The 20,530-nt window shown below is 73.9% G+C and carries 19 protein-coding genes; 8 read left to right on the top strand and 11 right to left on the bottom strand.

All coding sequences use genetic code 11. The features are described 5' to 3' along the window. The first annotated feature begins 214 nt into the window (after positions 1 to 214). Together ACWEEU_RS01535 and ACWEEU_RS01530 are read left to right on the top strand one after the other, a co-directional pair. Positions 215 to 610 (top strand): hypothetical protein, encoded by a 396-nt coding sequence (locus tag ACWEEU_RS01535; protein WP_385744693.1) that lies wholly within the window; start codon positions 215 to 217, stop codon positions 608 to 610. Between the two features lie 166 nt (positions 611 to 776). Beyond that, a complete protein-coding gene (locus tag ACWEEU_RS01530; RefSeq protein WP_451727301.1) occupies positions 777 to 1,052 on the top strand; it encodes a DUF4031 domain-containing protein in 276 nt (91 codons plus the stop codon). A gap of 58 nt (positions 1,053 to 1,110) precedes the next feature. Here the strand turns inward: ACWEEU_RS01530 and ACWEEU_RS01525 are convergent, their stop codons facing one another. Together ACWEEU_RS01525 and ACWEEU_RS01520 are read right to left on the bottom strand one after the other, a co-directional pair. Next, positions 1,111 to 2,214, bottom strand: a complete 1,104-nt coding sequence (locus ACWEEU_RS01525; protein ID WP_385744667.1) for a GNAT family N-acetyltransferase — start codon at positions 2,212 to 2,214, stop codon at positions 1,111 to 1,113. 27 nt (positions 2,215 to 2,241) lie between these two features. Further along, on the bottom strand, positions 2,242 to 2,886 hold the full coding sequence (locus ACWEEU_RS01520) for an HD domain-containing protein (RefSeq protein ID WP_451727298.1): 645 nt from the start codon (positions 2,884 to 2,886) through the stop codon (positions 2,242 to 2,244). Between the two features lie 172 nt (positions 2,887 to 3,058). Here ACWEEU_RS01520 and ACWEEU_RS01515 point away from each other — a divergent pair, with 172 nt between their 5' ends. Further along, positions 3,059 to 3,790, top strand: coding sequence for a copper homeostasis protein CutC (locus tag ACWEEU_RS01515; protein ID WP_451727295.1), 732 nt, complete (start codon positions 3,059 to 3,061; stop codon positions 3,788 to 3,790). A gap of 22 nt (positions 3,791 to 3,812) precedes the next feature. Here ACWEEU_RS01515 and ACWEEU_RS01510 read toward each other — a convergent pair whose 3' ends face one another. Both ACWEEU_RS01510 and ACWEEU_RS01505 read right to left on the bottom strand, forming a co-directional pair. After that, positions 3,813 to 4,541, bottom strand: coding sequence for an LppU/SCO3897 family protein (locus ACWEEU_RS01510; protein WP_451727292.1), 729 nt, complete (start codon positions 4,539 to 4,541; stop codon positions 3,813 to 3,815). Positions 4,542 to 4,835: 294 nt separating this feature from the next. Further along, on the bottom strand, positions 4,836 to 6,926 hold the full coding sequence (locus tag ACWEEU_RS01505; protein WP_451727289.1) for a HelD family protein: 2,091 nt from the start codon (positions 6,924 to 6,926) through the stop codon (positions 4,836 to 4,838). A 349-nt stretch (positions 6,927 to 7,275) separates the two neighbouring features. Between ACWEEU_RS01505 and ACWEEU_RS01500 the strand changes: the two genes are divergently transcribed. Continuing rightward, positions 7,276 to 7,470 (top strand): hypothetical protein, encoded by a 195-nt coding sequence (locus ACWEEU_RS01500; RefSeq protein ID WP_385744657.1) that lies wholly within the window; start codon positions 7,276 to 7,278, stop codon positions 7,468 to 7,470. Positions 7,471 to 7,497: 27 nt separating this feature from the next. On the opposite strand, the gene ACWEEU_RS01495 is transcribed toward ACWEEU_RS01500, so the two are convergent. Both ACWEEU_RS01495 and ACWEEU_RS01490 read right to left on the bottom strand, forming a co-directional pair. After that, positions 7,498 to 9,201 (bottom strand): DNA repair helicase XPB, encoded by a 1,704-nt coding sequence (locus ACWEEU_RS01495; RefSeq protein ID WP_451727285.1) that lies wholly within the window; start codon positions 9,199 to 9,201, stop codon positions 7,498 to 7,500. 60 nt (positions 9,202 to 9,261) lie between these two features. Further along, positions 9,262 to 11,748: a helicase-associated domain-containing protein gene (locus tag ACWEEU_RS01490; protein ID WP_451727280.1), complete on the bottom strand. Its 2,487-nt coding sequence runs from the start codon at positions 11,746 to 11,748 to the stop codon at positions 9,262 to 9,264. A gap of 138 nt (positions 11,749 to 11,886) precedes the next feature. Here ACWEEU_RS01490 and ACWEEU_RS01485 point away from each other — a divergent pair, with 138 nt between their 5' ends. Continuing rightward, positions 11,887 to 12,873: a hypothetical protein gene (locus tag ACWEEU_RS01485; RefSeq protein ID WP_451727277.1), complete on the top strand. Its 987-nt coding sequence runs from the start codon at positions 11,887 to 11,889 to the stop codon at positions 12,871 to 12,873. A gap of 428 nt (positions 12,874 to 13,301) precedes the next feature. Beyond that, positions 13,302 to 13,937: an HAD family hydrolase gene (locus ACWEEU_RS01480; protein ID WP_385744647.1), complete on the top strand. Its 636-nt coding sequence runs from the start codon at positions 13,302 to 13,304 to the stop codon at positions 13,935 to 13,937. Positions 13,938 to 14,457: 520 nt separating this feature from the next. On the opposite strand, the gene ACWEEU_RS01475 is transcribed toward ACWEEU_RS01480, so the two are convergent. Next, complete coding sequence (locus ACWEEU_RS01475; protein WP_385744645.1) at positions 14,458 to 14,706, bottom strand: hypothetical protein; 249 nt, start codon at positions 14,704 to 14,706, stop codon at positions 14,458 to 14,460. A 163-nt stretch (positions 14,707 to 14,869) separates the two neighbouring features. Between ACWEEU_RS01475 and ACWEEU_RS01470 the strand changes: the two genes are divergently transcribed. Further along, entirely contained in the window at positions 14,870 to 15,253 is a 384-nt protein-coding gene (locus tag ACWEEU_RS01470; protein WP_199587445.1) for a cold-shock protein, read from the top strand. 106 nt (positions 15,254 to 15,359) lie between these two features. Here ACWEEU_RS01470 and ACWEEU_RS01465 read toward each other — a convergent pair whose 3' ends face one another. The 4 genes from ACWEEU_RS01465 to ACWEEU_RS01450 all read right to left on the bottom strand — a co-directional run bounded on the left by ACWEEU_RS01465 (position 15,360) and on the right by ACWEEU_RS01450 (position 18,965). Continuing rightward, positions 15,360 to 16,226: a 1,4-dihydroxy-6-naphthoate synthase gene (locus tag ACWEEU_RS01465; RefSeq protein ID WP_451727272.1), complete on the bottom strand. Its 867-nt coding sequence runs from the start codon at positions 16,224 to 16,226 to the stop codon at positions 15,360 to 15,362. Continuing rightward, the gene (locus ACWEEU_RS01460) at positions 16,216 to 16,929 is read right to left on the bottom strand and encodes a futalosine hydrolase (protein ID WP_451727269.1); all 714 of its coding nucleotides are present in this window, start codon (positions 16,927 to 16,929) and stop codon (positions 16,216 to 16,218) included. The genes ACWEEU_RS01465 and ACWEEU_RS01460 overlap by 11 nt, the downstream gene beginning before the upstream one ends. A 14-nt stretch (positions 16,930 to 16,943) precedes the next feature. After that, positions 16,944 to 17,423 carry a DUF2771 domain-containing protein gene (locus tag ACWEEU_RS01455; protein WP_199587448.1) on the bottom strand — a complete coding sequence of 160 codons (480 nt, stop codon included), beginning with the start codon at positions 17,421 to 17,423 and terminating at the stop codon, positions 16,944 to 16,946. Between the two features lie 141 nt (positions 17,424 to 17,564). Beyond that, positions 17,565 to 18,965 carry an MFS transporter gene (locus tag ACWEEU_RS01450; RefSeq protein ID WP_385744637.1) on the bottom strand — a complete coding sequence of 467 codons (1,401 nt, stop codon included), beginning with the start codon at positions 18,963 to 18,965 and terminating at the stop codon, positions 17,565 to 17,567. A 338-nt stretch (positions 18,966 to 19,303) separates the two neighbouring features. Here ACWEEU_RS01450 and ACWEEU_RS01445 point away from each other — a divergent pair, with 338 nt between their 5' ends. After that, positions 19,304 to 20,230, top strand: a complete 927-nt coding sequence (locus ACWEEU_RS01445; RefSeq protein WP_385744635.1) for a DUF3027 domain-containing protein — start codon at positions 19,304 to 19,306, stop codon at positions 20,228 to 20,230. Positions 20,231 to 20,530: the final 300 nt, after the last annotated feature.

Below are 20,530 nucleotides of genomic sequence, written 5' to 3'. Positions count from 1 at the left end.
TCCCGCAGAACCCGCAGATTCCGCAGATACGTCGGAGCCGGTCGAGCCGGTCGAGCCGGTCGAGTCTGTTGAGCCGGTCGAGTCGGCCGGGGCGGCTGAGGCTGGTGAGGCGGCTGGGCTCGCCGATCCCGGTGTGACGGGTGAGCCCCATGAGGCGGGTGGGCTGGTCGAGCCCGCCGAGTCGCGTGCGGCGGCCGAGCCCGGCGCGTCCGCCATGGCCGACGGCTCCGGGTCCGTCGCCCCGCTGGAACAGGCCCTGCACGCCGCCCGCGCCCTCGTCCTCGCCGACCTCATGGCAAGCGAGGTCGCCCAGGCAGACGTGGTCTCGCTGGTGGAGGAGTCTCTCTCCCAGCGCCGCTGGTGGGTCGAACAGTGGCCGGAGGGCGCCGACTTCCTGGCCGGACTCGTCGCCCAGGACGTCCAGGACGCCCTGCTCGACCGGCAGGGCCGCTGGCCCCTGTGTCCCGCCTGCGGCTCGGGCGACCCCCACGCCCTGGACGTCGAGCCCGAACTGGGCCCCGACCCCCACTGGGTCTGCCACGAGGCGGGTATCGACGTGGCCCCGGTCGGTCACCTGGGGCACGCCCTGGGCGGGAACACGTCGGCGTGAGGGGCGGTACGGAGGCGTGCGAGAGCGGTCGTACGCCGGGGGCGCGCGCGAGCAGTCGCACCCCTCGGACCGCGGGCGACGCCGCGGGCAACCGGACGCGCCGGCGCGCAGGCGACCTGGCCGACGACCACCCGCCCCGGCTCGTAGGCGACCCCGCGAGGCGTCCGTGACCGTCTACATCGACCCGCCCACCTGGCCCGGACACGGCCGCATGTGGTCCCACCTGGTCAGCGACGCGTCGTACGACGAACTCCACGACTTCGCCGCCCGCCTCGGCGTCCCCCGCCGCGCCTTCGAGCGCGACCACTACGACATCCCCTCCCACCGCTACGCCGACGCGGTCGCCGCGGGCGCGGTGGAGGTCCGCAGCCGCGAGGTCGTACGGCTGCTGCTGGCCGCGGGGCTGCGGCGGCGCAAGGGGAGCGGGTCGCGGCTGCCGTGAGCGCGCCGGACAGGCCCTGGGGGGTGCCTGAGGAGCGCTCCCCAGGGGGAGACGCCTCCTAGCCCTCGTTGAGGTACAGCCGCAGATCCTCCGCCGTGCCGTGCCGCTCCCGTGCCTCCCGCTCCTCCTCCGGGGTCGCCGGGCGGAAACCGGCGCGGGTCAGGACGCGCTGGGAGGGGGTGTTCTCCGGTTCGACGGTGGCGATCACCGTACGGACGTCGTCGCGGGCCAGTGCCCAGGCGGTGAGGGCGCGGGCGGCCTCCGTGGCGTAGCCGTGGCCACGGGCGTCGGGGACGAGGTCGTAGCCGATCTCGACGCGGCCGTACGCGTCCGGCGAGCCGTGGAAGCCGATGCCGCCGAGGGCGCGTCCGTCCTCGGCGCGGACGAGCGCGAAGACGCCGAACTCGGGGCGGAGCAGGCCCGCTTCGTACGCCTTGACCAGGAAACCGGCCGCCTCGCGCGTCCCCTCGTACGGTCCGCCGCCGAGCCAGTCGAAGCCGCCGTCGCCGCCGAGGCGCAGGTCGCGGGCGGCGGCGGGGCGTACGCCGGTCAGGGTGAGGCGTTCGGCCGGGATGGCCAGGTTGTTGCACCAGCGCCACGCGGTGACCGGCGGGCGGCCGGGCAGTTCGCCCCGGCCGGTGGCCCACAGCAGGGTCGGCCAGGCGTCCGGACCGGGCTGGACGTGCGGGAAGATCCAGTTCAGGACCGCGTCCGCGAGGTCGTCGGCGGGCTCGTACGGCAGGCCGAGGCCCTGGGTGATGTCGTAGGTGTGCAGCAGGACCTCCGCGATGCCCATCGCGGCGAAGCCCTCGCGGTCGGCGCTGCCGAAGGGGTGCGGGTGGTACGCGCGGGCGTCGGGCGGCGCGGTCGTGACGGCGGCGGCGAGCAGGGCGCCGGTCGTCTCGATCACGTGCAGCAGCCCGGCGTTGTCCGTGCCGGGCTCCAGCGCCAGCTCGAAGGGGACGTAGTCGTCGCGCGCGCCCCCGGCCAGGTTGGCGGCGTAGGCCATGAGGTCGTCCGCGACGTGCATGGCGGTGGCGTGGCAGTCCCAGTCCAGGCCGCCCGCCGGCACGGTGCTCCAGTCGCGGTCCACCGCCGGGCGCAGGGCCGCCACGCATCCGGTGACCGCCTCGGTGACCCGTTCCCCGTTCATCAGTCGCATGGGGCGAACCCTAGGGGGCCGGGCGGGTCAGGGCGACAGCATTTCCAGCTCGCCGCCGAGGTTGTAGCGGGCGGTGGCCTCCCAGTGCTCCCGCCCGTACGGGGTGTGGAACAGCCCCGGCAGATCGAGCAGTTGGCGCAGCACGGCCGAACGTCCCTCGCGGAAGGCGTCGGAGGGGACGAAGTGGTACTCGTCACGGATCTCGGCGGTGTACGCGGCGTACGCGGACGGCGGCGCGGCCAGGATCGCCAGGTCGGCGTCGCACAGCACCTGCCCGTTGCGGTCGTCCCCGGCCGGGTCGTGGTCCACGGTGAGCCGCACCAGCCGGGCCACCTCGGCGGTCCCCTCCTCGCTCAACCCCGCCTCGGTCAGCGCCCGTTCGGCCAGCCGTGCCGACCGCTCCTCGTTCTCCGAGCGGTCCGGCAGATACACGGCGTCGTGGAACCAGGCGGCAAGCCGGACGAGGTCCGGGTCGTCGGCGTACTCCGCGAGGAGGTCCACGCGGTCGAGTACGGCGGTGAGGTGGTCGAGCGTGTGGTACTTCCGCTGGGGCTCCTGCCAGCGGGTGAGGAGGTTGTCGGCGTAGGGGGCGGGGTCGGGGGTGCCCTGGGGGGCGCGGGCGGCTTCGAGGGCGCGGGCGAAGCGGCTGCGGAGGGCGTCGAGGTCGGGCATGGGGCGATTCTCTCGCGGTGAGTCGTCGCGCGTCGGGAGGGGCGTTTCACACTGGGTGGCGGTGTCGAACACCCCCGGGGTCGGCGTGGTTACAGCGCGGTGTCCTTCCGACGTACCCTGAGATTGGACTAGACCTGTGCCCGGCTCAGGGGCCATCGACGGAAGGGGTCGCATGAGTGAGCGTGCAGTCCTGGAGGTGATCGCCCTCGATGTCGAGGACGCGGTGGCCGCTCAGGCCGGAGGCGCGGACCGGCTGGAGCTGGTCACGGAGATGGCGGCCGACGGGCTCACCCCGGCGCCCGCCGTCGTCGCCGCGATCCGGGACGCCGTCGGGATCGACCTGCGCGTGATGCTGCGGCTGACGGACGGCTTCGCGGCCGGGGACGTGGAGCACCTGGTCGAGGTGGCGGGCGAGCTGCGGGAGGCGGGCGCGGACCAGTTCGTGCTCGGCTTCCTGGACCCCGTGGGGGATGTGGACCTGGCCGCCGTGGAACGCGTCGTCGGCGCGCTCGACGGCAGCCGGTGGACCTTCCACCGCGCCATCGACCGCGCCGCCGACCGGGACACCCTGCGCACGGCCCTGTCGGGGCTGCCCGGACTCGACACCTACCTCACGGCAGGCGCCCCCGGAGGGGTCGACGACGGCATCGACACGCTGCTGGCCGAGGCCGCGCACACCGGCCGTCCCGGCTACGAACCCCGCATCATGGTCGGCGGCGGCCTCCGCCTCGACCACGTCCCCCGCCTGCGCGCCGCCGGCATCGACGCCTTCCACATCGGCGGCGCGGCCCGTCCGCAGGGCTGGCGGGGTCCGGTCCGCGCGGAGGCGGTGGCCCGCTGGCGGGCCGAGCTGGACGGGGAGCCGGAACGGGTCGGCACGGCCGTGAGCCGCGTCGGCGACTGACCCGCCGCTGTGCCGGCTCCGGCTACCGGTCCGCCGCGTCCAGTGGCCGGAGGCACAGCACTGTCACGCCGTCCGCGCTGTACTGCGGGTCCGCCAGATAGTCGCCCGGACCGCACTTGTCGTCCGACTGGTAGAGCACGCGGTACTGCGCCTCGGAGGAGTCGCAGGGCACCACGCCGAGGTCCTGGTCGGTGACCGTGCCGTCGTTGTGGACGCACGAACCCGCCGTCAGCGGCTGTGGCTCGCCCGAGTCCGTGACCGCGCCGACGATCGCCAGCAGCGGCACGGCGAGGACCAGCAGCGCCAGCAGGCCGAGCGGGACCAGCGCGATGATCCCCTGCGGGCGCCGGAACACCGGGCGCCCCGGGTCCAGCGGCGGACGCGGTCCGAACGCGACCGGCTCCGGCAGCTTCTTCACGCGGGACAGCGCGCCGAGGTTCATCAGCAGGACGATCGGCGTGATGACGGCCGACAGCGGCCCCCACCATCCCGCGATCAGCGTGTTCGCCTGCATGTCCCGGAACACCGCCAGCCCGCACGGACGGCAGAACACACCCCGCCGCCGCAGCGACCGCATGATCACGATCAGGCCCTGATGGCCCCGGAAGGTCACCTGCGCGGCGGGCGCGGCCCCGCACACCTGGCAGGCGCCCTGATCCGTCCCGTAGGGGGAGTGCGGCGCGGGGTACGCCGCCTGTCCGGGGGCGCCCCGGTAGGGACCGGGAGCCTGTGGGTACGGCGGCGCGGTCACGTGCGCGTACGGGTCGGGGGTCCGCGGGTACGGCTGCCCGGCGTGCTGCGGGGACGGCGGCGGGCCGGACTGCTGCTGATACGGGCCCGGTACCTGCGGATACGGCCCGGGTGCCCCCGGTGCCTGCGCGTACGGCCCCGGCGCCGGATACCCGTAGGGCCCGGGCGGCCCTCCGGCCGGCGCACCCCCCGGCCCGTTCGGGTGCGGCTGCGAGGCTGGGGCGGCGGGAGGCGGGGGCGCGCTCAACGGGAGTCCTTCAGCGGGGAGATGGCGTGACGGCGGTCCCGGCCAACCCTATCCAGCCAGTTGTGCGGGCAGCGCGGCCGTGTGCGTCACGATCAGGCCCGACACCGCACGGGTCAGGGCCACGTACAGCCGCCGCAGCCCGGTGCGTTCGTCCGGCTCGCCGTCCACCACGGCCTGCGGCTCGTCCAGGACGACGTAGTCGTACTCGAGCCCCTTGGCCAGCGAGGCCGGTACGAGGGTCAGCCGGGTCTCGCGGGTGGTCTCCTCGCCGGGCGCGAGGAAGCCGATCCCGGCCGCGGTCAGCGCCTCCGCGAGCGCGGGGACGCGGGCGTCGGCCGCGATGAGACCGGTCGAGCCCTCGTTGCGCAGCAACTCCTCGCAGGCGGCGATCGCTTCGTCCGTGCCCTCGGCCCCGCGCACCTCGAAGAAACCGGGGTTCTCACGCACCGAGGCGACCGGGGTGAGACCGGGCGCGATGTGCGGCAGCAGCCGGGAGGCGTACGTGATCACGTCCGTCGGCACACGGAAACCGGCGGTCAGCTCCTCGATCACGCCGTCCGCCTTGCCGAGATGACCCAGTGCCTTCTCCCAACTCCGCGTCGCCCAGGGCGTGGTGCCCTGCGCGAGGTCGCCGAGGACGGTCGCGGAACCGGTGGTGCAGCGGCGGCCGACGGCGCGGTACTGCATGGGGGACAGGTCCTGCGCCTCGTCCACCACGACATGGCCGAGCGAGGACGTGCGCTGGATCAGGTCCGCCGCCTCGTCCACCAACACGGCATCGGCGGCCGACCACTTGGCCGACTTCACGCTGCGCACCGGCTTCGCGTGGAGAATCGCCTTCTGCTCGTCCTCGTCCAGGATGCCCGCCGCGTGCTCCGCGAGGAACGCCTCGTCGGTGAGCAGCCGCAGCACCAGCTTCGCCGGATCGACGGGCGGCCAGAGGGACTTGACGGCCGCCTTGACCGCGCTGTTGCGCGCGACCGAGTTCTGCACCCGGTCGTCCGGGGCTTCCCCGGCCCGCTCCATCTGGACGAGTACCGCGTGCGCGATCCGCTGCGGGAGCGCCTCGCGCGCGGCGCCGTAGCGGATGTCGCGCTCCAGCAACTCCCTTACGATCTCCTCCAGTTCGTACGCCGAGACCCGCCAGCGCCGCGATCCGCGCACAACCAGCACCTGTTCGGTCGGCATCGTGACGTGCGCGTACAGCGCCCGGCGCAGCACCTCCGCGAGCCGCGCGTCGCCCTTGATCACGGCCGCGCGGGCGTCGTCGGTGCCGCGTACCTCCACGTGCGCGACCAGGTCGTCCACGGTGGCCTGCTGCACGCTCAACTCACCGAGAGCCGGCAGGACTTGCTCGATGTAGTGGAGGAAGGACCGGTTCGGTCCGATCACCAGGGTGCCGGTGCGGGCGAGGCGTTCCCGGTGGGCGTAGAGCAGATAGGCGACACGGTGCAGGCCGACGGCGGTCTTGCCGGTGCCGGGTCCGCCCTGCACACAGACGGTGCCGCCGAGCCCGCTGCGGACGATCTCGTCCTGCTCGGGCTGGATGGTCGCGACGATGTCGCGCATGGGGCCGACGCGCGGCCGCTCGATCTCCTGCTGGAGCAGCTTGCTGGTGGCCGCCGCCTCCGCCGGGTCCGACAGATGCTCGTCCTCGTACGCGGTCAGCTCGCCGCCGGTGTAGCCGAAGCGGCGGCGCAGCGCGATGTCCATCGGGTCCTTCTTGGACGCCCGGTAGAACGGCTGCGAGACGGGGGCGCGCCAGTCGATGACCATGGGGTCGCCGTCGGCGTCGTGCACATGCCGCCGCCCGATGTAGAACTGCTCGCCCTCCGCCCCCTCCGCCCGGTCCACACCCGGTGCGTGCAGATAGTCCAGCCGCCCGAAGAACAGCGGGGTGTCGCTGAGATCGGCCAGCGCCTTGATCCGCTCCTCGATCTGGCGGGCGAGCACCGCCGCGTTGACCCAGTTCGCGGTGACGTCCTTGATGTTCAGCGCCTGGGCGTCCTCGCGCATGGCGCGCAGGGCGGTACGGGACGCGGCGAGGTGGGCGCGCTCGCGGGCCAGGGGATCGTCGGGGGCGCCGGGGTCGTCGCGCGTGTCGTGGCCGGCCGGCTGGTCGTGGGCTGTCGCGGACAAGGGTGTGCCTCCGGAAGGGCCTGCTGCGTGGCTGTGACGGTGCCGTCCGGTTGCCGTCCGGACGGCGGCACTCCGAGGTGGAGGCGGGCAAGAGCGGAGATTGTAGAGGGGGCGGTGGGGCGGGGGCCAATGGATATTCGGCTGGTCGGGGGTGGGGCCGGGCGCGGCCGGCGCGCGGGGACCCGGGCCGATGCCGAGTTGCGCAGAAGCCGCGGTGGTGCTGGGCCCCCTAGGGGGCGGAACCCCGAGGGTGGAGGGGTGGATCTCCACCCGGAGGTCCAGACGGACGCCGGGAACACCCACCCGTGAGCCGATACCACTCCGATGGCCGAAGTCTCACCATGGAGACATGAGCGCAGCAGCCATCCATCCCGTCCATTCGCTCCAGGCCCGGCCGCCGAACGGTGCCACGGCCCTCGCCGGAGCGTCCCACCGCCACCTGCTCGGCGACGCCCTGCGCGCGATCAAGGTCTTCGCGCAGGCCGCCTTCGGCGTGGTGATACTCGGAGAGTACGGCGAGGAGGCGGGCGTCCACCGCAGATGACGCCCTGCCCCTCCCGGCCCCCGGCTCCTAGCCCTCGGCCGCTTCCTCCGCCGAGGTGTCCGGCGAGTCCGCCGGAGGGTTCTTCGTGGCCGCGTCCGCGAGGATGTCGTCGGCGTCCACGATCCGGTAGGCGTACCCCTGCTCGGCCAGGAACCGCTGGCGGTGGGCCGCGAAGTCCTGGTCGATGGTGTCGCGGGCGACGACCGAGTAGAAGTGCGCCCGGTGCCCGTCCGCCTTGGGCCGCAGCACCCGGCCGAGCCGCTGGGCCTCCTCCTGGCGCGAGCCGAAGGTGCCGGACACCTGGATGGCGACCGTCGCCTCGGGCAGGTCGATGGAGAAGTTGGCGACCTTGGAGACCACGAGCACGCTGATCTCGCCCTCACGGAAGGCGTCGAAGAGCTTCTCGCGCTGGGCGTTCGAGGTCTCGCCCTTGATCACGGGCGCGTTCAGATGCTCGCCCAGCTCGTCGAGCTGGTCGATGTACTGCCCGATGACCAGGATCTGCTGCCCGGTGAACTTGCGCACGATCGCCTCGGTGACCTTCCGCTTGGTCGCGGTGGTCGCACAGAAGCGGTACTTCTCCTCGGTCTCGGCGGTGGCGTAGGCCAGCCGCTCGGAGTCGGTGAGGTTGACGCGGACCTCGACGCAGTCGGCGGGCGCGATGTAGCCCTGCGCCTCGATCTCCTTCCAGGGCGCGTCGAACCGCTTGGGCCCGATCAGGGAGAACACGTCCGACTCGCGGCCGTCCTCGCGGACCAGCGTCGCGGTCAGTCCGAGCCGCCGGCGCGCCTGGAGGTCGGCGGTGAACTTGAAGACGGGAGCGGGAAGCAGATGGACCTCGTCGTAGAGGATCAGTCCCCAGTCGCGGGAGTCGAAGAGTTCGAGGTGGGGGTAGACGCCCTTCCGCCTGGTCGTCAGCACCTGGTAGGTGGCGATGGTGACCGGCCGGATCTCCTTCTTCGTCCCGCTGTACTCACCGATCTCGTCCTCGGTGAGCGAGGTCCGCCGCACCAGCTCGTGCTTCCACTGCCGGGCGGAGACGGTGTTGGTGACGAGGATCAGGGTGGTCGACTTGGCCTGCGCCATGGCACCGGCGCCGACCAGGGTCTTTCCGGCACCGCAGGGCAGCACGACGACACCGCTGCCGCCGTGCCAGAAGTTCTCCACGGCCTGCTTCTGGTACGGCCGGAGCGCCCAGCCGTCCTCGGCCAGGTCGATGGGGTGCGCCTCGCCGTCCACGTACCCGGCGAGGTCCTCGGCCGGCCAGCCCAGCTTGAGCAGCGTCTGCTTGATCTGGCCGCGCTCGGAGGGGTGCACGGCGACGGTGTCCGGGTCGATGCGGGCGCCGACCAGCGGGGCGATCCGCTTGGACTTCAGCACCTCCTCCAGCACCGGCCGGTCGGTGGTGGAGAGCACGAGCCCGTGCGCGGGGTGCTTGGTCAGGGTGAGCCTGCCGTAGCGGTCCATCGTCTCGGCGATGTCCACCAGCAGCGCGTGCGGCACCGGATACCGGCTGAACTGCACCAGCGCGTCCACGACCTGCTCGGCGTCGTGCCCGGCGGCACGCGCGTTCCACAGGCCGAGCGGCGTGACGCGGTAGGTGTGGATGTGCTCGGGTGCCCGCTCCAGCTCGGCGAAGGGCGCGATGGAGCGACGGCAGTCGTCGGCCCGCTCGTGGTCGACTTCCAGGAGCAGGGTTTTGTCGGACTGGACGATCAGCGGACCGTTCACCTGATGACTTCCTTCCGCACGGCCAAACCTCCAGTGTGCCCGATGCGTGAAGAAAGCGGGTCAGTCCTCCGCCAGCTCGGCCACTCCCGTGATCCGGTGCAGGGCGTAGGTGCGGACCTCGTCGGCCGTGTGGTCGTACGCGGTCACGAAGCCGCCCTCGACGCGGATCGGCGCGACGACGCGCTGGCTGGCGGCGCCCTCGGCGTTGACGTGACCGATCCACACGGCGCCGCCGGTGAGGACGGCGGCCTGCAGGGTGGCCAGGGTGTCGGCGGGGCTGGTGCGGGGCAGCTCGCCGCCGGCGAGCTCGCTGCCGGTGCTCTTGCGCGGGGCGGTCGCGGCCAGGTCGCCCGCGCGGATCGCGCGGATCGCCGCCGTCAGCAGGGTGGCGTCGGGCGGCGGCGGCCCGTCCGGCACCGGCTCGGGCGCGGTGCGCGGCGGGGTGCGGTGGGCGTCGGCGCGGGCGATCAGCACGTCGCCCTCGGCGGACTCGGCGGCGGGGGCGTAGCCCATCGACCGCAGCCCCTCCAGCAGGGTGGCGGGGTCGCACGGGGCGGCCAGCACGGTCGGGGCGAGGCGGCGCAGGCGCAGGGCGGCGGCGCGCTTGTCGGCCAGGATCTCGTTGAGCACGGCGTCGTCGTCGCAGCGGACGTAGGAGGAGGCGGCGCCGACCCGGAGGTGGCCGTGGCGGCGGGCCACGTCGTCGATCAGATAGGCGAGCGGTTGCGGGACGGGGGTGCGGGAGTGTTCGGCGAGGAAGGCATGCAGGTCGGCGGCGGTCTGTCCGGCGTCGAGCGCGCGGCGCACCGAGCCGGGGGTGAAGCGGTACACGGTCGCGCCGCCCTTGGACTCCACGTCCGCGAGCACCCCGAGCACGTCCGCGAGGGGCCGCCGCAGCGGGCCGGGTGCCACCGCCGTCAGGTCGGCCTGGAGCAGCACGTGGTCGAGGGGTTCGGGAAGGAGCGGGGCGAGCAGGCGGGCGGCTGCCGCAGTGGCGGTGTCCTGTTCGGAGGGGGAGAGGAGGTCGGGGCCGTGGGCGGACCCGAACTCGTCCGCCGCCTCCACCGGGCCCAGCAGGGCGCGGCCCTGGGCGGAGAGGGCGCCCCGGCCCGTGACGCCGAGGGATTCGGACTCGGCGAGGGTCCAGCGGGCGAGCCGGGCGCGCAGGTCCTCGGTGCTGTCGCGCTGAGGTCCGCGCAGGGGCCGTTCCCAGCTCAGCCGGGCGAGCACCGCCTCGGCGGAGGGGGCACCGCCCTCCGGGAGCCCGGCGAGCAGGGTCAGCACCCGGTGCCGTACCTCGGGCGCGGCCGAGCGGTCGAGACCCGGGCCGAGCGTGGAGAGCGTGCGGTCCTTGGCGTCCCGGCCGCCGATCAGCCCCGCCGTGCGGGTGGCCGTCAGCCAGGTACCGGCGAGATGGGCCCAGCGCTCGGCAGGGGGCCGTTCCAGCCAGGTGTCGTAGGCGGGCGTGGGGGCGTAGCGCTCGTCGGCCTCGCCGTCGGAGGCGAGGAGACCGGCGGCATACGCCAGTTCGATCCAGAAGGCGGCGACCGGCTCGGACAGGTCCAGGGCGACGGCGGTCCGCTTGAGGTCGCGCACGCTCAGCCCGCCCGCGCGCAGGACGGCGGGGCCGCCCTGGTTCCAGGACTTCAGCAGTTCCTCGACGGTGGCGAGGGCGGTGAACGCCTGGCCCGCGGCGGTGGCGTCGACGACCCGCGGGCTGTGCACGGCGGCCGGTTCGACGGCGGGCGGCAGCGGTTCAGGCGCCCGGTGCGCGCGGCCCCCGCGCAGATGCAGGGCGACCTCGCGGGGCAGGACGACCGTGCCGGGCGCGGTCGGCAGCAGCAGCCCCCGGTCGAGCAGCCAGCGCAGATGGGCGGCGGGGTCGGCGGTGACCTGCCCGTACGGCGGTCCCCACATCAGCCGGGACAGCACCTCGCGGGCGGCCTCCGGGGCGCCGTCGAGCAGCGCGGCCATCTTCTTGCGGTCCGTGAACAGGGCGGTCAGCGCGGTGACGGCGGACACCGAGTCGTGGGTGGAGCGGAGCCCGGCGGTGGCGACGATCTCCTGCATCCGCCCCGGCGACATGCCCGAGGTGGCCTCCCGCACGGTCGGGCCGAGCCCGGTCGGGGAGGGGTGCTGGGCGGAGGGGGCGAGCAGTTCGCGGGCGGTGCGCACCAGGCGCAGCCGGTCGTCCTCGCCCCAGACCAGCGCCTGCTCGCGCAGGGCGGCGACGGTGCGGGGCAGCGCGGCGGCGACGGCTTCGTCCCCCTCGTCCCCGGCCAGCAGCCCGAGCAGCGTGTCGTACGGCGCCGGATCCGGGGCGACGGCCAGGGCCTGGGCGGTCTGGAGGGCGAACCGGTCCAGCCGTTCCAGGGCGCGCAGCACCGAGGCGCGGGTGCCGGCGCGGGTGGCCAACTGGGTGAGGTCGCTGGGCACAGGCGTGATGAGGTCGGGTCGGCCGCGCAGCAGCGCGGCCAGCGAGGCGTCGTCCCGCGCGCGGAGCGCCTCCGCGAGGGACCGGGGGGATGAGGGGGCCTCGGGGCTCATCTGACCCACGGTAGCGGCTGCGCTGCCGCCTGGCTGCGGCCCCCCGGCACCGTGCCCGAGCCGGTACGTCCCGGTGGGCGGCGCTCTGCGCTACCTTCCTCACGGGGTTTCACCGCCGTTGGCCCCGGAGGGGTTCCGTTGGGGATCGAGAGCGACCAGGTCGTCTACGAGTATCTGAGCCGCGTCGGAGACGTCGCGCAGCAGCGGCAGTTGCCGTCCGCGACGCGGATGCGGCTGGTGTCCGAGCTGCGCAACGAGATCGACCGCCACCGGGCGAGGACGACGGTGGACTCGCCCGCCGCCGTCCGCCGCATCCTGGACCGGCTCGGCAGCCCGGACGAGGTGGTGGCCTCGGCGGGCGGCGCCGGGAGTGTCCCGCAGGGTCCCGCCACGGCGGTCCCGCCCCAGCGCGACCCCGACCCGGAGCCGCCGAAGCGTCCGAAGGGGCTGAAGTCCCTGCGTGGCACGTTCCCCGGCCAGCGCCCGTCCGCCCCCGAGGCACCGGCGCCCCGGCCCCAGGTCCCCTCCCCGCCCCACCTCGCGTCGGCAGACGAACTCGGCGACTCCGTCACCCGCCCGGACTGGTGGCGCGTCGACAACAGCCCCTTCGGCGCGGCGGCGGCCGACTCCGTACCCGGCTTCGTCGGCGGGGTGGAGATCCCCGAGCTGCTCAAGCGCCCCCCGAAGGAGCCGGAATCCGAACCCGAGCCGGCCGTCGAGGCCCCCGTCCCCGACCCGGAGCCCGCCCCCCGGTCCCGCTTCCTCCGCCTGCTCCCGCGCCGCCGGACCACCGGCTGGACCAACCCCCTCCTGCTGCTCGCGGCGGCCGCCCTCGTCGCCGGCGCGGTCCTCGGCAACTGGTTCGTCCTGATCCTCGGCTGGCTCATCGCCTACGGCTCCCGCCGCCTCACCCCGGCCGAGACCAAATGGGCCGTCATGATCATCCCCGCCCTCTCCGCCGCCACGGGCGTCCTATGGCTCTGGGGCCGCCACACGGGTCACTGGGGTACCCCGCTCCCCTCCGACCACATGTCCACGGCCATCACGGCGACGTGGCCGTGGGTGGTGCGGGGCGCGGCGGTGGCGTCGGCGGTGTTTCTGCTGTGGCGTTCGCAGCGGCGGTAGCCGTCCGGCGGTGCTGGGGAGAGAGCGGGAGAGAGACGGCGCGGCCGGAGTCGAGTGCCGCTCGGACGCGAGGGCTGGTCCGCCGGTGACCTAGTGGTTCGCCGTGCGACGTGCGGAGAGGAGTCGGGGCTGGCGGGGGTGGCGCCCGTTCAGGGGCGTCCACGGCCGGGCCGGGTTGGAGGGGCGCTCGGCCGCGTGGGCTCGTCTGCCGTGCGGACCCCGGGACACGGCGCGTGCCGAGGAGGCGGGGCTGGGCCTGCTCGGGAGGCGTCCACGGTTGGGCCGTATCGAGACCCGCTCGGCCCCGGGGGCTGGTCCGTCGCGCGGTTCGTGTCGAGGGGGCCGGCCGATCCGGCTGCACCGCCCGGAGGCGTTCTGGCCGAAGACCAGGTGGTGGCCGTCCGGAGGGCACCCGGCACAATGGCCCGATGACTGCGCGCCCCCTTCCCGTCCTCACCGTCGGCTTCGATCTCGACATGACGCTCATCGACTCGCGGCCGGGGATCCGGGCGTGTTACCTCGCGCTGTCCGAGCGGACGGGTGTGTACGTCGACGCCGATCTCGCGGTGACGCGGCTGGGGCCGCCGCTGGCCGAGGAACTGGTGAACTGGTTCCCGGCCGAGCAGGTGCCGGCGGTGGCGGATCTGTACCGGGAGATGTACCCGGAGCACGCCGTCGCCGCGACGCCCGCCATGGCCGGGGCGCGCGAGGCGATCGAGGCGGTGCGGGCGGCCGGGGGCCGGACGATGGTGGTCACCGCCAAGTACGAGCCGAACGCCAAGCTCCACCTCGCCCACCTGGGCATCGAGCCGGACGTGGTGGTGGGCGACCTGTGGGCCGAGCAGAAGGCGGAGGCGCTCCGCGAGTACGGCGCGCAGGTGTACGTCGGCGACCATGTGGGCGACGTCCGCGGTGCCCACGCCGCCGGCGCCCTCTCGGTCGCCGTCACCACGGGCCCCTGCGACCACGCCGAACTCACGGCAGCGGGCGCGGATGTCGTCCTCCCCGACCTCCACGCGTTCCCGGCGTGGCTGGACTCCCACAGGAAGACGCGGCGCGCCTGAGTCCTCCGGGGCGGGGACGGAGAGGCAACCCCTACCGTCCCGGCTGCACCCCTGGCACGTCCCCGGCGGCCTGGGTGACCTCGCGGTGACCGCCGTGCCTGCGCCGTGCCCGGGTGGAATCCCGTCCCGCTCCTGAGCGGTCCCCGGCCGAAAATCGTGCCTAAGCCTCCGCTCAAAACCCCGGGCGCACCCCGGCAATGACCCGGCTGAAATCCTCGTGCCGAGCGCCGGCATGGGCCCGGCTCAAAACCCCGAGCGGAACCCCAACCCCCGCCCGGCTCGAAAACCCGTGTCGAACCCCCAGCACCGACGCGGCTCAATTCCTCGCGCCGAAGTCCGGCACCGGCCCGGCTCAGAGCCTTGGCCCGAGCCGCAGCACCGGCCCGACCCGAAACCCCGAGCGGAACCCCGTCCGGTCCGGATCAAACCCCGCACCGAACCTCACCCCGGCCCAGCTCCAGACCAGCCCCGGACCCGAGCACCCCGCCCCGGCGCCGCAAACACCGCCGGCGGCCAGGGCCTAGCGCAGCGTCCTCGCCTGTTTGCGGCCCGCCGACGCCGATCGCAGTACCCCCGCGCCGGCCATCAGGAATCCGACCGCCATGAGCATGCTGAGGCCGAACATGTAGGTCGGAAAGGGGGTCGCGCCGAGAAAGAGGGGGGCCACGGTGACCAGCGTGGCCAGGGCGCCGAGGAAGAACACGATGACTCCGGCGCGGATCAGTCCGTCACCGGGCCCGGCGGAATTCGTTTGGGTTTTGTCACGCACCGGACCAGGGTAGTTCCCAGCGCGAGGGAACAACCCGGCGACGTCTTGTCAGCCGCTCACAGACCATTAGCCTTGGTGTCGGCGGGTCAGGGTCGACCCGCCGAGTGCTATCCAGAGCAGTTTCCGAGCAGTTTTCCCGACGAGTACGAGGACGAGGACAGACGTGCCTACCGGCAAGGTCAAGTGGTTCAACAGCGAGAAGGGCTTCGGCTTTCTCTCCCGCGACGACGGCGGTGACGTCTTCGTGCATTCCTCGGTTCTCCCCGCCGGAGTCGATTCACTCAAGCCGGGACAGCGCGTGGAGTTCGGAGTCGTCGCCGGTCAGCGCGGTGACCAGGCGCTTTCCGTGACCGTTCTGGAGCCCGCCCCGTCCGTCGCGGCCGCCCAGCGCAAGAAGCCGGACGAACTGGCCTCGATCGTGCAGGACCTGACGACCCTCCTGGAGAAGATCACCCCTCAGCTGGAGGGTGGCCGCTACCCGGAGCGCACCGCCGGCAAGCGGATCGCCGGCCTCCTGCGCGCGGTGGCCGACCAGCTCGACGTCTGACCTCCCGGGCATCGAGGACCTCGAAGCCCTCCCCCCGGACGCCCGACCCCGTCGGGCGTCCACCTCGCAGCCAGACCCCCGTAGCCGTCTCCCAGCGAAGCGAGACCTACGGAAACGCCAGTGCCTGCGGCGCGAGCGGCGGTACGAGTCCCTCGGCCGCCGCCCGGGTCAGCAGACCCCGGATCGCCGCGTAGCCGTCCTCGCCGAGGTCGGCGGTGAACTCGTTGACGTACAGCCCGATGTGCTGGTCCGCCACGGCCGGGTCCATCTCCTGGGCGTGCGCCATGACGTACGGCCGGGAGACCTCCGGGTCGTCCCAGGCGGCCCGGACGGACCCGCGAATGGCGTCGGCGAGGCCCCGCAGGGTCTCCGTGCCCAGCGACCGCTTGGCGATGATCGCGCCGAGCGGAATCGGCAGCCCGGTGGTCCGCTCCCAGTGCTCGCCCATGTCGGCGAGCTTGTGCAGCCCGTACTCCTGGTAGGTGAATCGCGCCTCGTGGATGACGAGTCCGGCGTCCACCTTGCCGTCCCGCACCGCGGGCATGATCTCGTGGAACGGCATCACCACGATCTCCCCGACCCCGCCGGGCAGGGTGTCCGCGGCCCACAGCCGGAACAGCATGTACGCCGTCGACCGCTCGCTCGGCACCGCGACCGTACGGCCCGTGAGGTCGGCGCCCGCCTCCCGCGTCAGCACCAGCGGCCCGCAGCCCCGGCCCAGCGCGCCGCCGCAGGGCAGCAGGGCGTACTCGTCGAGGACGTAGGGGAGGACGGCGTACGACACCTTCAGCACGTCGGACTCGCCGCGCTCGGCCATGCCGTTGGTGATGTCGATGTCCGCGAAGGTCACGTCCAGCGCGGGAGCGCCGGGGACGCGGCCGTGGGCGAGGGCGTCGAAGACGAAGGTGTCGTTGGGGCAGGGCGAGTACGCGATCTGAAGCGGCGCGCCGGCCGCCGGGGATTCACTGGTCATGCGGGTTCCAACTCTCCAGGACGGGCGCGATCTTCCCGAAGCCCTCGGTGAGGGCGGCGAGCGCGTCGCCGATGCGCCAGGCGGCACGGTCGCGCGGGCCGACCGGGTTGGACACCGCGCGGATCTCCAGCACGGGCACCCCGTGCGCGGCGGCGGCCTCGGCCACCCCGAAGCCTTCCATGCCCTCGGCCAGCGCACGCGCATGACGGGCGCGCAGCTCGGTGGCGCGTTCGGCGGTGCCGGTGACCGTGGAGACGGTCAGGACGGTGCCGGGGCGGGCGCCAGCAGCCTCGACGATCGCTCGTACGGCTGAATCCGGCGGCGTGTGGCTGACGGTTCCGAAGCCGAGATCGGTGACCGGCAGAAAGCCGTCGGCGGTCTGGGCGCCCAGGTCCGCGACGGTGATCGCGTCCGCGACGACCAGCGAGCCCACGGGCGCCTCCGGGAGGAAGCCGCCGCCGATCCCGGCCGAGACGACCAGGCGGTACGGCGTGCCCGCGAGAGCGGCCGCGGTGAGCGCGGTGGCGGTGGAGGCGGCGGCGAGCGCGGGGCCCACTCCGGCGGCCAGCAGATCGCATCCGGCGCCCGTACGGAACACGGACACGCCCGGCAGTCGGAGTTCCTCGGCGGTGCCCGGAAACGCCCGTGCCACCGCGTCCCGTTCGGCGGGGACGGCGGTGGCGACGAGTACGCGGGCGTTCACGACGGGGACCGGGGTCAGGAGTCGGACTTCTTGACCTTGAAGCTCCACAGACCCTTCGCGGCCTTCTCGCCCATCTGGACGGACACGGTGTTCGTGTTGCCCTGGGTGCCGTACTGCGCGTTGAAGAAGGCGCTGCTCGGGATCGTGCGGTACGTCTTCTTGCTGGCGTCGGTGAACTGGCGGCCGTTCACCAGCAGGGTCCAGCCCTCGTCCGCGATCTTCGGGTCGACGCCGATGCGGACGGTGCTGTCCTGGTCCACGTCGATCGACTTGATGTCGCCGGCCTTCTTGGCGCACTTCGCCAGGGTCTGCGCGTCGAGCGCCTTGCCGTCGTTCCAGCAGACGGCCTCGGAGTTGACCGAGCTGTCGCCGACGGTCACCGTCGCGACGGGCGTCGGCTTGTCACAGGCCGACAGGACGAGCAGTCCGGCGGAAACGGCACCGGCGACGGCGACGGCGCGGCGGCGTCGCGAGCGGGATTGCAGCGAGGTCATGGCCGAAGGCTATCGGGCACCCCGGCGGTGACCCCCACGTGGGGTACGGCGTGCCCGGTTCGTCACGACGACGGCGCCGACCGGCACGGCCCGCGGCGCGCCCGGGATGCCCCGGCGCGTCCCGCTTCCCGCGGCGGGTCCTCACACCACGCGTGCCCGCGACCGCCCTCCGTGCCGCGCCGACGCCAGCAGTCCGCGCAGTGTCGTCACCCAGCCGATGGCCACGATCAGGGCGGCGATCGAGAGACCGAGGGTGCCGTTCAGCGGCAGCACGATGCCGATGGCGCCCCCGAGCACCCAGGCCATCTGGAGCAGGGTCTCGGAGCGGGCGAAGGCCGAGGTGCGCACCGCCTCCGGCACGTCCCGCTGGATCAGGGCGTCCAGGGACAGCTTGGCCAGCGCCTGGGCGAACCCGGCGACGGCGGACAGGCAGGCGACCAGCAGGGCTCCGAAGAAGGCGGCGGCCAGGACCGCCGTACCGAGCGCCACGGCGACCACGGTCACGATGATGACCTCGGGCGCGCGGGACTTCAGCCACGCCCCCACGGCCGTGCCGAGCGCGTTGCCCGCGCCCGCCGCCACGCCCGCGATGCCGAGCGAGACGGCCGCGCTCTCGCCGGTCAGCGGGTGTTCGCGCAGCAGGAAGGCGAGGAAGAAGATCAGGAAGCCGGACAGGCAGCGCAGGGCGGCGTTGGCGCCGAGGGCGTGGGTGACGGCCGTACCGACCGAGCGCAGTCCCGGCCGCCGGGCGCGCTGCTTGCCGCGCGGGTCCGGCAGACCCGAGGCGTCGGCGGAGAGCAGCGCCACGTCCTCGCCCCTGGCGGAGTCCACCTTGTGCGGCAGCGTGAACGACAGGACGGTGCCCGCCACGAAGATCACGAAGGCGCCGTACAGGGGCCAGGGGTCGCCGACCATCTGCAGGCCCGCTCCGATCGGGGCGGCCACACCGGTGGCGAGCAGCCCGGCCAGGGTGACCCGGGAGTTGGCCTTCACCAGGGAGAAGGCGGGCGGCAGCAGCCGGGGCACGACCGCGCTGCGCACCACGCCGTACGCCTTGGAGGCGACCAGGACGCCGAGCGCGGCCGGGTACAGCTCCAGGGCGCCGGTCGCGACCGCCCCCGAGATGACCAGCGCGAGCAGGGCGCGGGCCAGCATCGACGCGGCCATGGCGGCGCGACGGCCGTGCGGGAGGCGGTCCAGGAGGGGACCGATGACGGGGGCGAGGACGGTGAAGGGCGCCATGGTGATGGCGAGATAGAGCGCGACGCGCCCGCGCGCCTCGTCGGTCGGCACGGAGAAGAACACGGTCGAGGCGAGAGCGACGGTGATCATCACGTCTCCGGCGCCGTTCACCGCGTGCAGTTCGATCAGTTTGCCGAGCCCCGACTCGCCCGCGCCGTGCGCGTGCGTCACCCGCCGGATCCCGCGCGCCGTTCCCGTCACCGGCAGATGCAGGGCACGGCCGACCGAGCGGACGACACCGCCGACCCGGCCCGAACCGCTGCCACCGCTCCCCCTGTCCGTGGCTGCCACGAGCTTCATACTGCCCCGAGGAGCCGGGACATGTGCGTTTTGCGGCCGAGCGAGTTGATCGGCCCACCGGTTCGCCGGGCCGCCCGGAGAACCCGTACGGGGCGCCGCGCGGCCGCCTCGGCGCGTCGTCGCCGGTGAGCGCGGAACCCGCCGAACCGCAGCGGACTGTCCCCCACCACGGGCGACGGGGTAGCGTGCCTATCTCAGCCATAACGCAGAATGGATGGCAGAGGTGCGCCCGCGCGTGATCGGACGCGGACGTCGATGCGGCCCACAGGTCCGCTCCGTCCGCTTCACCGCCGGAGGGCATCCGCACTCGTAGACGGCGTAGGAGAGAAGCGATACCTGTGAGCGCAGCGACCACGCGAAGCCGCACCCCCGACCGCCTGTGCGCCGAGGCGATCGACCTCGCCCGCGCCGCAGCGGAGGAGGCGGCCGCGCCCGGCGTGGTCGGCGAGCACATCGGGATGACGTCGGAGGGTGACCGTGTGGTCACCCACTTCTTCGAGTGCAAGGAACCGGGCTACCGGGGCTGGCGCTGGGCCGCCACCGTCGCCCGCGCCTCCCGCGCCAAGCTCGTCACCCTCGACGAGGTCGTGCTGCTGCCCGGCCCCGACGCCATCCTCGCCCCCGAATGGGTGCCGTGGAGCGAGCGGCTGCGCCCCGGCGACCTCGGCCCCGGCGACCTGCTCCCCACCGAGGAGGGCGACCTCCGCCTGGAGCCCGGCTTCAGCGGCGAGGAGGAGCCCCCGCCGAACTCCGTCGTCGCCAAGGGGATCGCGGAACTCGCCGAGGAGGAGGACGCCGACGTCACCCCCGGCAGCCCCGCCGAACAGCCGACGGTCCCGGCGCGCGGCTCCATCGCGGCGGTCGCCGAGGAGCTGGGGATGCGCCGCGCCCGCGTCCTCTCCCGCTACGGGCTGCACGTCGCCGCCGACCGCTGGGAGGAGGCGTTCGGCCCCAAGTCCGCGATGGCCCAGGCAGCTCCCGCCACCTGCGCCACCTGCGGTTTCCTCAACCCCATCGGCGGCTCCCTCGGTCAGGCCTTCGGCGTCTGCGCCAACGAGTTCTCCCCGGCCGACGGCCGCGTCGTCTCCCTCTCCTACGGCTGCGGCGCCCACTCCGAGGCCGCCGTCATGCCCACCCCGCCCCGCCCCGCCGAACCGGTCGTCGACGAAACCCGCCTCGACCCCTTCCCCCTCCGTCCCACCACCGACACCGGCTCGGTGCCGGAGGCGGGCGACGCGGAAACGGCGGAACTCGGCCACGCGTAGTCCCTCCGGGGGTTCGCCGGGGTACTTGGGTGGCCCGGGGCGGTTGGGTACGCGGCTTCCGGACCGGTCGCCACGCCGACAGGCTCTCCAGGCTGCCCGTGCAACTCGCGCGGACCGGTAGCAGCGCCATCGGCCCCCGCGAGTCCTGCCGTCCACCCCGGACACCGCCGCCGTCGCCCCCCGGCACGACTCCGGGCGGCCCGTGACGCCACCTGTCGGGCGGTCCGTGACGGCTCCGGTCCGGGTGCGCCGTGACGCGGTGCCCCTCCCACTCGCGGTGCACGGTCACGATGTGGATAC

This window comes from Streptomyces sp. NPDC005004, assembly GCF_053600675.1.
This window is presented reverse-complemented; position numbering and strand designations above follow the sequence as displayed.

What these genes read in the sequence shown, in the direction of transcription:
- ACWEEU_RS01480 (WP_385744647.1), top strand. Translation starts at nt 13,302, where the DNA reads ATGACTGCGCGCCCCCTTCCCGTCCTCACCGTCGGCTTCGATCTCGAC.
- ACWEEU_RS01455 (WP_199587448.1), bottom strand. Translation starts at nt 17,423, where the DNA reads ATGACCTCGCTGCAATCCCGCTCGCGACGCCGCCGCGCCGTCGCCGTC.
- ACWEEU_RS01525 (WP_385744667.1), bottom strand. Translation starts at nt 2,214, where the DNA reads ATGCGACTGATGAACGGGGAACGGGTCACCGAGGCGGTCACCGGATGC.
- ACWEEU_RS01520 (WP_451727298.1), bottom strand. Translation starts at nt 2,886, where the DNA reads ATGCCCGACCTCGACGCCCTCCGCAGCCGCTTCGCCCGCGCCCTCGAA.
- ACWEEU_RS01450 (WP_385744637.1), bottom strand. Translation starts at nt 18,965, where the DNA reads ATGAAGCTCGTGGCAGCCACGGACAGGGGGAGCGGTGGCAGCGGTTCG.
- ACWEEU_RS01465 (WP_451727272.1), bottom strand. Translation starts at nt 16,226, where the DNA reads ATGACCAGTGAATCCCCGGCGGCCGGCGCGCCGCTTCAGATCGCGTAC.
- ACWEEU_RS01515 (WP_451727295.1), top strand. Translation starts at nt 3,059, where the DNA reads ATGAGTGAGCGTGCAGTCCTGGAGGTGATCGCCCTCGATGTCGAGGAC.
- ACWEEU_RS01500 (WP_385744657.1), top strand. Translation starts at nt 7,276, where the DNA reads ATGAGCGCAGCAGCCATCCATCCCGTCCATTCGCTCCAGGCCCGGCCG.
- ACWEEU_RS01535 (WP_385744693.1), top strand. Translation starts at nt 215, where the DNA reads ATGGCCGACGGCTCCGGGTCCGTCGCCCCGCTGGAACAGGCCCTGCAC.
- ACWEEU_RS01490 (WP_451727280.1), bottom strand. Translation starts at nt 11,748, where the DNA reads ATGAGCCCCGAGGCCCCCTCATCCCCCCGGTCCCTCGCGGAGGCGCTC.